4 protein-coding genes are annotated in these 13,761 nt (G+C 65.9%); 3 read left to right on the forward strand and 1 reads right to left on the reverse strand.

Going from position 1 to position 13,761, the window contains the following annotated elements; genetic code table 11:
- Nucleotides 1-43: 43 nt before the first annotated feature.
- On the reverse strand, nt 44-253 hold the full coding sequence (locus NE857_RS21390; RefSeq protein WP_254417361.1) for a hypothetical protein: 210 nt from the start codon (nt 251-253) through the stop codon (nt 44-46).
- A gap of 442 nt (nt 254-695) precedes the next feature.
- On the opposite strand from NE857_RS21390, the gene NE857_RS21395 reads away from it, so the two are divergent.
- The 3 genes from NE857_RS21395 to NE857_RS21405 all read left to right on the forward strand — a co-directional run bounded on the left by NE857_RS21395 (nt 696) and on the right by NE857_RS21405 (nt 13,760).
- Nucleotides 696-2,759 carry a coiled-coil domain-containing protein gene (locus tag NE857_RS21395; protein ID WP_254417362.1) on the forward strand — a complete coding sequence of 688 codons (2,064 nt, stop codon included), beginning with the start codon at nt 696-698 and terminating at the stop codon, nt 2,757-2,759.
- Between the two features lie 115 nt (nt 2,760-2,874).
- The gene (locus tag NE857_RS21400; RefSeq protein WP_254417363.1) at nt 2,875-7,986 is read left to right on the forward strand and encodes a type IV secretory system conjugative DNA transfer family protein; all 5,112 of its coding nucleotides are present in this window, start codon (nt 2,875-2,877) and stop codon (nt 7,984-7,986) included.
- A 191-nt stretch (nt 7,987-8,177) separates the two neighbouring features.
- Nucleotides 8,178-13,760 carry a hypothetical protein gene (locus tag NE857_RS21405; RefSeq protein WP_254417364.1) on the forward strand — a complete coding sequence of 1,861 codons (5,583 nt, stop codon included), beginning with the start codon at nt 8,178-8,180 and terminating at the stop codon, nt 13,758-13,760.
- Nucleotide 13,761 lies beyond the last annotated feature (1 nt).

Genomic DNA, 13,761 nt, shown 5'->3' on the forward strand with positions numbered 1-13,761 from the left:
CACGGTGTTCACCGTGAGGGCTGGTCGTTTCCATGTGTGAGGTCTACTCCTCCCCGGTGGACCTGCGAGCGTGGGCCAGGCCTGCCCAGCGGGCAAACAGATCTTCCAGGGCCTGTTCAGCCTCCTGCTCGGACACCGGCCGGTCGACGCCCACCAGCTGGCGGACCCACTTGTCCTCTGTCTCACGAGCGACTCGGCTGTAGAGAGCCTCGATCTCCCTCTGGAGCGGCCTGGGGGCGTCAAGTGCACTCATGCTTTTACCTTCCTTGTCGGCACTGATGGTTGTGGAGCGTTCGGTGAGGACGGCTCCCCAAGGGGGACCCCTCAGAGCGGTGCTTCGTGACACCTCGCAAGCGTGACCTGAGCCACTCGCGATCGATGGTGAAGTCGTCGCATGCGTCGTGGGCGTGCCACAGGAAGCCGTGTTGTTCGGCGGTGCAGGGACTCTCGCGGTGGACAGCCAGGGAGATGGCCTCGGCGGCTGGCTCTCGTGCAGGTGCAGGGTGTGGGCGGGGCCGTTCAGGGTGTGGCTGACCGACCCATCAAGGGTGCGGCTCGGGGCCACGCACAGCAGAACGCCACCCATCCAATGACACTATTCAATGCATCTTTCATTGTTCATTGACTGGCACGAGCGATAGGATCGTTAATAAACCAGTCGAACTGTGTTTCGTCCAGTGAGGGGATCGACATCCATGGCCATTCCGGGCATGACGGCGGCCAGACGCAAGAAAGAGCGCAAGAAGAAGCCGGACGAACTGCTGTCCTCGGTCGTACACGAGACCGCGACGGCGGGGGTCGTGGACCTGCTCAAGAAGAACGAGAAGTTCGCCTTCCCCTCCGGGACCGCTTGGGTGATGCTCGGCCTGTCCTCTGAGGCCGTCGGCGGGCTCAGTCGCCGTCAGAGCCGTGACGAGGCTAAGGGCTCGATCATCAAGCTCATCGAGAATGACGCGATCGAGACCGTCGCCACCGCAGAGATGCTCGCTGAAGAGGTCTTCGGCATCATTCCAACCGCCTCCACGCTCCAGCGGATGGACGAGTACTCGCTGCTCACAGAAGCTGAGTACTCCTGGGCCGTGGTCTGGGAGAGCGGCGAGGGGGACCTGCACGTCGAGTTCGTCGGTGATGCGACCTTCCCCCAGACGCAGCAGGTCGCCGCTGGCACCCTCAGCCTCGAGCAGGCGGTGGGAGGGCAGGCCTGGGCCGACCATTCGGGGCTGTCGGGCGCCAACCCCACCGATGCCGCGGCCTCTGATCCGACGCAGCCGGCGGACGGCGACGAGATCTTCGCTCCGTTGGACGAGGACGACTCCCCAACTGATGACGATGATGACGAGCCGGTCTTCGACGACCTGGACACCGACGAGGAACCCGACCTCCAGGTCCCCGAGCCAGAGCCGATCGGCGAGCCCGCACCGGTCTCCGAAGCCTCCGTGGCGACGGAGGGCCCCGGGGGCGAGGGCTTCGGCATCGAAGAGATCGACGAAGACGACACCGCCGTGGACGAGCCGATGTCTGCCGAGGCAACCGAGGGCGTCTACGCCGACGACCAAGAGACCGTCCGCGACGGTCTGGCTCGGCGCTTCCTGCCCGAGGATCTGGATCTGGGTATCCGACTCGACGAGTTCAACCACACGTTCTCGATCGGCGCCCCGGCTGTCCAGCTCGAGGTGCCCGAGGGCGCGAGCGAGTGGCTGGGCGACCAGGTCGCCCAGCTCAATCGGCAGGCCAACGCCGACCTGGCCGGTCTGCGCTATCAGCACGAGGACGAGCTGCGGGCCCTCTACGTCAATCTCATGTCCACGCACATCGAGCAGGTCATCCGCGTGGTGGCCACCGATCGCGAGGACAGCCGCTACAAGCAGCTCATGGACAGCATCGAGGCCAAGCATGCCGAGAGGGTCTCGGAGAAGGACGAGAAGGTCCGCAAGGCCAAGGCCCGGATCGTCACCGACTACGAGGAGCACGTGAAGGTGCTCGCGGAGAAGGCCGCGAAGGATGCCGAGGCCCACTACCGGGAACGTAACAAGGCCCGGGTTGAGAGGCACCAGGCCGATGCGGTCGTCGAGATCGATCGGGAGATGAGCAACGCTTACACCCACGATCTACAGGAGATCTTGCGGATCAGGCGCAACGACGCCAGCCTCAAGCTCCAGGTCGGCCAGACGCAGATTTTCAAGGTGCTCGCCGAGCGGCAGAGCGAGAACCTCGCTGCAGAGCAGGATCGTCTGGACCGCTGGAAGGACGAGATCGGTCGAATCATCGCCGATCACCGGGGCGATGACATCGCCCGGACCGAGGCCCTGGCCGAGCAGCTAGCGCGCTCCGACGAGCTGGCTGCGGCCCGGTCTGAGCATGCCGTCGCGCTCGAGGCCCAGCGGGCCGAGCACGCCGACCGGATTCGCCGGGCCGAGGAAGAGCTCGACCTCGCCCACCAGGCGGCGATCACGAAGATCAAGGAGCGCGACGCCGAGTGGGGCAAGGACTTGTCGGTGGAGCGAGCCAAGACCGAGACGTTGACCAAGCAGGTCCAGGCCCTGCGCGAGGAGAATGCGGCGATCGAGAACCGTGCCACGGAGTTCGCCGAGCGACGTCTGCAGGCAGTCATGGCCGATCGGGACGCCGCCGACAAGAACCTCGAGCGCTTCGCGGTGCTTCAGCGGCACGCGAGCTGGCTCATCCTGAGCATCATCGTCGGCGGCGTGATCCTCGGCCTGGGGACCGGATTCATCGTAGGCACGCTCGTGACCAACTGAGGGCAGGGGCGACGAAGCACATGGAACGGAAAGCCACGGCGGTGCCCGGTCCACCCGGAGCACCGCTGTCGGCATCAGAAGGGCATCCGAGAACGCAGGACAGGATTCGCACGCCATGGGACTGAAAGCGCTGCGGGCCAAGCGGCCCACCGCCTCCACCTGGGAAAAGATCAGGGCCAGGCGGCCGGACGAGACGCTGAGCAACAGGGACGTACACGGTGACCAGCAGCTCGACCGGTCGACACTGGGCACCCGGCGCTCGCGCACCCCTGGATTCATCGGGGCGGCTATCACCGGCACCGCCGTCTTCGCGCTGGCATGGCTGGTCTACTCGATCCTGACCACCCTCTTCATCGGCATCTCCGGCGCCCTGGGCGGGTTCAGCACAGGCGTTCCGGCCGAACAGCCCTACTACGTCAAGACCCAGGTCAGCGAGGGCGGAAAATCGGTGACCTGCTACAAGCAGACCGACGAGACCGGATCGCCATCCCCCGGCGGGAAGTGCTACGGCAGCGCCGAAGAGGTACCGAAGCCGGACTGGTACCAGGGCGAGTACGAGACGAGGGGCACCGATGAGCCCGCGACAACGACCATCAGGGCCCAACTGGCAACCGTGACCGGCTTCAAGCTGTTTATAACGGTGGGCACGGGACTGGCCGTGGCCCTGGTCATCTCGACCCTGGTGACCCGACGGGTCAGCGCCGAGAACCTCATGCACGACACCGACGACATCAACCAGCACCAGAACGACCAGCACATCGCGCTGCCCGAAGAGATCATGGAGAAGTTCGACTACTTCCCCGACACCGGTGCGCATTCGGCCGTGCAGGTCTCGTCAGTCATCAGCCACACCATGCTCAAGAAGAAGGGCCTGGGTACCGTTGATCTCGTCGAGCGCGCCGAGGACGACATCATCGACGAGGACGGCGAGATTCTCTACTACGCCGGCGACCCCCTTGAGGACACCGACGGCAACGTCAAGACCCGGACCGTCCCGCTCATCGACGAGGACTTCGGCAAGGCTCTGTTCGAGGCTTCCGGCGTCCCCGACGTCAAGGGCAGCGACGGCAAGCCGCTGCGGAAGCGCTTCGACACCACCGTCATCCCGTACAACCCGGACGGCAAGGCGCGGGAGAAACTCGGGAAATACAAGACCGTCGCCGACCTCATCATGGACGACTGGACATTCCCCGACTACGAGGTCCAGCGCCCGGCCGGCGCCTACATCGTCGACACCGCTCCGGTGAACACCATGGTCCTGGCGATCACCCGAGGCGGCAAGGGCCAGACGATCATCGAGCCGACCCTGGACATGTGGAGCCGGGAGAAGCGGCCGTCGAACATGATCATCAATGACCCCAAGGGCGAGCTGCTGGTCAAGAACTACGTGCCCTTCGTCATGCGCGGGTTCGAGCCGGTCCAGTTCAACCTCATCAACCCGGTGAAGACGAACATCTACAACCCGCTGGGCATGGCCGCCGACGCCGCCCGCGAGGGCGACTCGACCAAGTGCGCCCAGTATGTGGAGAACATCGGCGACGTCTTCTTCCCCGTCTCCGGCGGGGAGGACCCGGTGTGGCCCAAGGCCGCCGGCAACTCATTCAAACGCGCGGCCTACGGCCTCATCGACGTCTACATGGAGGAGGAGCGTGAACTGCGCGAGTACGCGGTGGTCACCGACATGCCTCCGGAGGTCCTCGAGCAGCGCCTCGACGAGATGTGGGGCAAGGTCACGCTGTACAACTGCTACCAGATGTTCGTCCAGCTGACCTCGAAGAAGATGAAGAACCCCGAGGCCGAGCTCGAGAAGCGGGTGAAGAAGGGCGAGTTCGACAACGACGAGGAGGGCCTGCAGGCCGAGCAGCGCCGGGTGGAGGCGCAGTCGCCGCTGTGGGAGGGCAAGCCCGAGCAGGACATGCTCACGCTGTACTTCAACGCCACTGCGGCCTTGCCGACGAACACGGTGCGCACCCTCATCGGCAACGCCGACAACGCGCTGCGCGCGATGGCGGGGGCCGAGAAGATGATCGCGAGTGTCTACGGCATCGCTCTGACCGCGATGTCGTTCTTCTCCGATCCGACGATTTCGCGTCTGACCTCGGGTCGGCCGTCACAAACGACGGACTTCGGCAGTCTGTCCTTCCCGCGGCGGATGGGCGTGCGGTTCTCGCAGAACTACCTCAAGCGCGACAATCTCATGCGCGAGATGCTGGCGAAGTGGTCGGCCTATTCCGACCCGATGTTCTCTGAGTCGCTGGGCAAGGACTTCGACCATCAGGACGTCGTCACGCCTGAGGGTTGGGCCCGGTACTACTTCGAGGGGAAGTTCCCCACTGACGAGGCCTGGGTCAAGCTCGAGCTCGTCGACGCCGAGAAGCAGATGCTGGTGCGCACCTTCTACTTCCACTTCAAGAAAAGCTACCAACTCTCGCTCAACGGCCGACACTTCGTGAAAGAGCAGGTCACCGGCGAAAAGATCGTCAAGGACGGCGTCATCCGCGAACTGCGCCCGGCGAGGGAGGGCGGCAAGGCCGACGGGACGATCCTGTCGTTCGAGCCGTCGAACACGGAGTACCCCCAGGACAAGCTCAATCTGGCTGACTCGGTCGTGCCCGAGCGGATCCAGGGCAGGGCGCGGGCGATCCAGCAGACGATGGTGCGGTACTCGGAGAAGACCAAGGCGGTGTTCCTGGTGACGCCGCCGCACCTGACCAAGTACGCCCAGATCGTGCTCATCCTCATCAAGCAGCTCGTCGACCTCAACTTCGACAAGAGCTACATGACCAAGAGCAACCAGAAGCCGCTGTACAAGACCCGGTTCATGCTCGACGAGCTCGGCAACCTGTCCAGCGATGGCGAGGGCATTCAGAGCTTCCAAACGATGCTGTCCATCGGGCTGGGCCAGGAGCAGCAGTTCACGCTCATCCTGCAGACTCTCCAGCAGCTGCGCGATGTCTATGGGGACTCCGTGGACAAGATCGTGCAGGGTAACGCGCAGCCGTTCGACGCACTCATCGCTACGCCGGACGGCTGGCAGCGCATGGGTGACACGAAGGTCGGCGATGCGGTGCTGACCCCGTTCGGCACGTCCACTGAGGTCACGGGTGTCTACCCCAAGGGCGTCCGTCCGGTCTACCGCGTCACGACCGCTGACGGTTCCTCGGCCGAGGCGTGCGGCGAGCACTTGTGGACCGTGGAGCGCTGGAAGTCGAGCTTCACCGAGGTCGATGGGCGGACCGTGGGCACCGGTCCCGGCGGCAAGACCTGTGAGCGGGTGCAGGAGACGATTGACACCGACACGCTGCGTGAGCGTATCGAGGCAGGTCAGAAAATCAGCCTGCCGCGTATCACGGCGGTGCCCTACCGGGGCGCTGATCTGCCGATCGACCCGTACGTGCTCGGCGCTGTGCTTGGCGACGGTCATGTGCAGGAGAACGGCGTCGTGAAGTTCACCTCGGCCGATGAGGGGATCGTGGCTGAGATCCGTCGTCGTGGCTACACCGTGGTCGAGGACACTGTGCACGGTGAGCGCAGGGACGGCATCGGGTATCGGATCAACGGCCTGGCTGAGGGTCTGCGCGAGCTGGACCTGGTGGGCAAGCGCTCCTGGGAGAAGTCGATCCCTGAGGTCTACCTGTACTCCTCCCTCGATCAGCGGAAGGATCTGCTGCGCGGTCTGATGGACACCGACGGCACGATTGGCCAGACCGGGGAAATGGAGTTCGTCTCCTCCAGTCCCGAGCTTGCCGGTGGGGTGCAGAGCGTGATCCGTTCTCTCGGTGGCCGCGGGGCGATCAACGTGAAGAACGAGGTCCTCTCCACCTCGCCGAACCAGAGGGAGAAGAAGCGGGCCCGCCCGGCCTACCGGGTGCAGAACATCCGGCTGCCGGAGGTCAACCCGTTCCTGCTGGCGCGCAAGGCCGACCTCTGGAAGGACCGGACGGACACCTCGGGCGACCGGGTCGTATCGGTGGAGTATCTGCGCGATGACGAGGTGCAGTGCATCCGCGTTGCCGATGAGCGCCACCTCTACATCACGGACGATTATCTGCCCACGCACAACACCTCCAACATCATCTTCCTCAAGAGCACGGACGACTCGATGCTCGAGACGCTGGAGAAGATGAGCGGCAAGACCCACCGGGTCTACCGCGACTCCAAGCAGATCACGCAGGACATGAACAAGGTCATCGGTGGCAAGACGCAGGGGGCCGTGTCGTACACGATGAGCACACAAGAGGAGCCGCTCATCAAGTTCAACGACATGTACTTCATCCCCGAGCGCAACAGCATCGTCTTTCGCGCCGGCGACGCGCCGGTGTGGAACCGCAACGAGACGATCCTGCCGATGAGCTGGCGGCTATTCAAGAATACGATCCGCCACGCCGGCCACGACGAGTACACACTGCAGACGATCCCGACTCTGTCGACGGCCGTCGATTTCGACGTCAAGCTCAATCAGCCGGACTTCAAGAAGCTGCTCGACAAGCGGATCGCCCAGGCGATGTGGGCCGGTGAGGCCAAGCAGCAGTACCAGGACGCTTACGGCTATGAGGACATCGAGATCGCCCGGCTCGACCCCGACCTCTACGCCGACGAGGTCATGGAGATTATCCGCGGCCTGGCGGCCAAGGACGAGGGCCTGGGCCCCGATGCGGCGGTGATGATGGACCCGGACGACTACGAAGCCTCGATCATGATCGACGATGATCTGTTCGTCGAGAACGTCGAGTTGGCCGCCGAGGTCCACGACCTCGAGGCCGACGAGTCCAGGCGTGAGGAGCGCATCTACGCCGAGGGGCTGGTGAGCAGGGAGATGCTCGTCCACCGCAACGGTGTGGCCAAGCTCAAGACGCTCGATGTGCCGCTGGCCGAGGCCTACAAGCACGTGATGCTCGAGATGCAGCACGATGACGAGCACTTCTCGGTTGGCGGTGACGGTGAGCTGCGCAGCGCCGACGGGTCGGTGGTCTACATTTCGCCGATGCGCTCGGCGACGTACTCCGAGGCGGCCCAGCGGATCAACGGTCATCTCGATGACGAGGACTCCAGGGCCTTCGCTGAGCAGGAGCTGACCGAGGAAGACCTGCGCAGCCTGGCGACGGTGAAGATTCACGCGGCCTTCTACCAGTACCTCGCTTCACTGGAGTCGTGGGAAGTGCTCGCCGACGGGGCGTTCGACCGGGCCATGGCCGTCGAGATGCGCCAGGAGACCCATCCGGCGTAGCGCGGTGTCGATAAGGGGGCGCTCCCGGGCTGGACGCGGCCGGGGGCGTTCGGTCGTCTCTGGGGCTTACAGGAATCGGCGATCAATGATGACTGACATGTCTATTCAAATCAGCCACTTATGATTGTCAATGGTTAGTCGAATGGACTATACATGACCATGTAACCCGTAGCCCCAGAGGAGGCAGAGACATGAAGTCCGCGCACGGCCTGCGGAGGTACTTCTACGAATTCGTCTTCCACCAGGCCATCGACCACGCCCGCGAGCAGACGTCGGAGATCGTGCCGATCTCCCAGGCCAGAGCCATCCGGTCCCGGGTCGACGGAATCCTCGCCGGGCTCCCGGGGATCCCCGAGGCAGAGGGCCTGCCAGCGACGGCCCAGCGCCTGGCCCATCCCAAGCTGGGCATCCGGGACTGCCTGAGCGCCATCGATCAGGCACTGAGCGAGTCGGTGCGCGACTACGAGCCCCAGTTCGGCGACCACTCCGCTGCCGACGAGCGCTACCGAGCGCTGCAACGGGACTTCAGCCGGGCCACCGGCGTCGGCGGCGAGACGAACCCGAAGTCGGCGCGGCTACCGATCAGCCCCTACGACCCCGAGTGGGCCGAGCGGGCGACGATCAAGCGTGGGGGCACCGCGCTGTCCTACCTGCCCGACGAGGCCGTGACGAAGATGACCGGCGGCAAGGTCGACCGAGTCGCGGCCCCACAGCACGGCAACGCGATGCTGTGGCGCATCGACGACGGCAAGGCCGTCGAGGCCGGTCGGGCGATGACCTACGACGACGCCTCAGGGCTGACCGCCCTCATGGACAAGATGAGCGAGGCCGAGTACAACCAGGTCCGCGGCTGGGTCCTCGACGGCGGACGGGATCCGCACACCGGGCGCATCGACCGCAACCGCTTCATGTCCCAGGCCGCCATGGCCCGCTCCGTGGCCGTGCTCGACGAGCTCAAGGCCCAGGGCACCGCCTACGAGGTCGTCCGCGACATCAACCCCGGCCAGATCAAGGCCGTCCTGGCGGACACGGGCCTGGAGATCCGCCTCACCGAATCCCGAGAATCCGAGGACTTCGCCGGGGCCCGCATCTACGACAACGGCCTGGTCTCGCGCTACAGCACCAACCACTGGGTCAACGGCGGCGTGGCCCTGCACTCGGCCAGCCCCGACGATGCCGTCGCCCTACTGCGCTTCGCCCAGGGGCAGGCCGTCGGGCGCAAAGACATCCCGGGAGCAACTGCCGGGGTGCTGGGCGCCACGTACACGGAGTCGAGCCGCTCGGGCCCCGTCGAGGTCCCCGATGCCTACTACACCGACAAGGAGTCGATGTTCGTCGTCGACAACTACGCGCGCGGCCCGGGCTCGAAGGTCCTGCTGCGGCGGGAGAACACCTCGCGGACACTGCCGACCTACTTCGTCGACACCGAGGCGGCCGAGGCCTACGGCCGGGCGGCTGTGGAGTCGGCGCGGGTGAACCTGCAGTCGGCCCTGGACGTCGAGGGCATCATCCACTCGTTCCACGCCCAGCGCTCCCAAGGTCTCAACCTCATCGAGTTCGAACCCCCGGAGTACTCAGCCGACGCCGAGGTCGCCGCGATCCAGCGCTCCTACTGGGACGTGCTCACCGGCGAACAGACCTCGCTTCTGCGACCGGGTGCGACCGAGGAGATGTACGCCGACAGGCTCGAAGCCATTGGCGAGTCCGCCGAAGCTGGCCTGGGCAACCTCGTCTACGGTGGCTCGCCCGAGGAGATCATCCGCGACCACGCGGCCGACGTGCCCTTCGAACTCATCGGCACCTGGGAGGCCGAGACCCACCAGATCGACGGCGAGTGGGTCGACCAGCGCTTCGACCCGAGCCGAGTGGCCAAGTACATGACCAGCTCGGCCGGCCAGTGGTCCAACCTCGACAACCTCGCCGCGGCGCTGCGCCGGGCCGAGATCGATCCAGCCGAGATGATGGGCACCGGCTTCCAGACCACACGGTTCAAAGACCGGATGGTCCGTTTCAACGCCGAGACGGCCGTGCCGATCGAGGCTCACCCATCGGAGTTCATCCAGCGCGTCGGCACGACCGTCCACGACTCGCTGGCCCGCTCGGGCACCGCGCCCGGCCCGATCCTCATCGACGACAAGGGCGTGATCTCCTACACCGCCGAGAAGCAGCGCCGCAGCGGGTCACGGGTACAGGTCTCGGGCCAGATCGGGCAGGTCTTCGACGTCGGCGACCACGGCGAGATCGTCACGCAGTTCGCCTCCGGCGAGAACGCGCTCATCGTGCCTGGCTACCAGGCGCGAATTCGGGCCCCGACGCCAGGGCAGCGGCCGACCTCGGTCGAGGAGCGCACGGTGCTGCGCGGCTACGAACAGCTCGTCCACGAGCGCATCGCCCACCAGATCGCCGGCGACCTCGTGGCCACCCGCAGCGAGGTCGGCGAGCCAGCGAGTCTCAACGGTGTCTACTCACAGCTCTACGGCACCAAGTACCCAACCGACTTCATCGAGCGGGCCACCGAGCTGAGCATCGACCCCGCCACTGGCGAGGTCAGCTCCCGCGTGGACCCGTGGATCGAGACAATCCTGGCGACCGAGACGAAACGGATCCGCTACAGCAACGAGGTCAAGGCCGGCTCGACCATCTACGCCGAGTACCGGGCCGGGCGGGACCGCACCGACCCGGCCGACGACAACCACTTCGACGCCTGGACACTCACCGGCGGGCGGAACATGACGGTGCTCACTGGCACCGGCGCTAACCGCGTCCCCGCGCCAAAGGGCTACTTCGACCCCGTGATGACCGGCGGGGCGACCAACCAGGGCATCGTCCGCTACCTCACGACCGACGCTGAGGTCTCCCCCGACGGCTCGATCGTACCCGGCGACCCAGAAACCCTCACCGGTGCCCGCGCCCCACTCATGACCCGGCCCGAGCTGGAGACTCTGAGATACGACCCCTTCGACCGCCAGCAGATGACGGCCTCGACGATCATGCAGTCGTCAAAGGTGACCGAGCCTGCGGGCACGGCGATGATGACCTTCGGCGGCTGGACGGCCGACGACCCGATCGTCGTGTCCCAGGAGTTCGCCGCGGCCCACCAGATCCGCGGTGCCAAAGGCCAGCTGCGCCCCCTCGTCGTCGGCGACAAACTCTCCGACCTGCACGGCAACAAGGGCGTAGTCTCGCTCGTCGTCGATCGGTCGATGAGTATCGAGGACGCCGAGTCACAGGGCATCGCCGAGGAGGTCGCCTGGTTCCGCGAGAACCCGCAGATGGACGTGGTGATGAGCCCGTTCTCGCTAATCTCGCGCCGCAACGCAGGATCGGCCCGAGAGCTCATGGCCGGCGACCTCGAGACGCTGAAGGCTCCGGCGATGCGCGGGAAAGAGCTCAGCGAGTTCTCGAGCGTTGCGGCCGAGGCTGGTGTCGGCCAGATGCGCTTCGTGGTCACCCACATGGCCGTTGACGAAAAGACGAAGATCTACGACGACGAGGCGATCCAGGCCGGACACGGCCGTAAGGCCTCAAGTCAGCTCGCATGGGCGCTGGGGTCGAAGGGCTGCCCGGCGATCATGCGGGAGTTCTACGGGCACAACACCGGCCCGGAGTCGAACGTGCGCGAGTACCTGCGGGTGGCGGGCCTCGACATGGACGCCGACGGAGCGTTGCGGGTGGTCGGCCAGGCCGAGCCCGGCGAGGAGTCGTCGGCGCGCCGGTTCATCCCGATGCCCGAGCTCGTCCGCACTAAGCCAGGCAGATCGACCCGGACGCCAGGGCTGAACACCGCAGCGATGCGCAAGTCCTTCGGCGACCTCATCGGCGACCGCGGGGGCGACCTCGAGTTGCCCTTCGCCCTGACCTTCCCCACCGGTGAGCAGACCGAACAGGCCTCGGCGACCAGCTGGAAGCTGCCCGTGCTCTCCTCGCACCTGCGCAGCGGCCAGGAGTTCGATGACGGAACCTCGGTGATGCACGACTACACCCGGTCCTACCAGCAGGTCTTCGTCGAGTCCTGCCGGTACCGGTTCATGCAGGAGAAGCTCGCGAACGAGCAACTCACCAACAACAAGCGCACCAAGCTGCTGGCGGACATGTCAACGACCGTCCAGCGGGCCCAGCGCTCCTTCGAAGCGATCACCACCGACGTAACCTCGCGGGTACTCACCGGTAAGAACAACGTCTTCAAGACCGGGTTGATGGCTTCGCGGCTGTCGGACTCGGCGACGATGGTGTGGACGGCCGACCCCAGGCTGGACATCGACCAGGTGGCGCTGTCGCCGGACAAGGCAGCCCGGCTCGGCCTAGAAGAGGACGATTACGCCCTGGTCTGGCGCGACCCTGTCTTGCGCGACTCGGGCGTGCGCTACCTGCGCGTGGCTCTCGACGAGCGGCTGACCGGCGCGGCGATCAACCCAGTGATGGACAAGTGCTTCGACGGCGACTTCGACGGCGACGCCGTGGCGGTGGTCAAGCTCCACTCGCAGGCGGCCAAGGATGAGGCGATGGCCAAGTTCTCGGTGCCAGCGAACCTGCTCGACACCGGCGTCGTCGACCCTGATGGGGCGCACCCACTGGCCATGCACGTCGCGCTCGACACCCAGGTCGCGGTGTCGAAGGCTCCAAAGCTGGCCGAGGAGTTCAACATCTTGAGGTCGGAGGCGAACCTGCTGCTGGCCGCCGAGCGCGGCGGAGAGTCGGCCGAGTCGATCGCCGCCCGCCGCCTCGACGTCACCGAACAGCTCTCCAACCTCTACCGCAGTGCCCAGTCACGCGAGTTCGGCTCGGCCCTGGACTTCTCCAGCGCCTACAACCACGTCGAGAGCGTTAAGGCCGTCTGCGTCGACACCGGGGCCAAGGGCAGCCTCGGGAAACTGGCCTCTTACGCCGAGAAGTTCGGTCTGCAGGTCGACGACGCCGGTGACTGGCACGACGTCGACCACGGGGAGCCGGGCATCACGAAGGTCGACCAGGAGGCATCGATGTTCGCCACGGCGATCAAGGCCCACGGCACCGGCCTCGGCGGCTCCTACAGCCAGCGGGCGGTGCGCGCGCTGAGGGGGGAGGACCTCAAGGCCGTCCTCGAGGTCACCTACCCGGTGACGCAGTCGATTCTCCAGGCCAAGCACGACGCGGCCGAGGCCCGGCACAAGTACGAGATGCTCCAGGGCCCGGGGCGTGATCTGTGGCGGGGTCGAAAGCTCGAGCACGTCGGCGTTGGGCAGTGGAAGCCCGAGTTTGTCGAGGGCGAGCCGGTGCAGGTGAGCACCGCGGAGTGGGCCGAACAGTTCCAGACCTTCTACGAAGCCCCCGACGGCTTCAACGTGCGGGTCAACCCCGAGTACGTCCAGCGGGTGGCCGAGGCCCTCACCGACCCGGACACGGGCCTGGTGCGCAACCTCGAGGAAGACACCTCGCTGGTCGGCACCGTCATGGACCGTATGGCTTACGGCGGTGACTTCGAGACCCTCGTGGCCGCGGCCACGGCCCGGGAGAACGTCTACGACGGACCGGGGAACGAGCAGTTCGCCCCGGCCCCCACGGCCCGAGCGCGGACCCGGTCGACCGAGGCCGAGACGGGCGTCGAAGCGCCGGCGGTGGAGAGGGCCATACTCAAGCGCGACGTGCTCGCCGACAGCGTCGACCAGGCGCGCACCCGCCAGGCGAATCGGCGCTCAGCCCAGGCCGTGGTCGTCGGCGGCCGGCCGGAGTACACACCCTCGATCGACATCAAGCAACCCGTGGCAGGCGAGCACGACGAAGGAATGGGGTTGTGAC

It is taken from the genome of Nocardiopsis exhalans (genome assembly GCF_024134545.1).
GTDB lineage: Bacteria > Actinomycetota > Actinomycetes > Streptosporangiales > Streptosporangiaceae > Nocardiopsis > Nocardiopsis exhalans.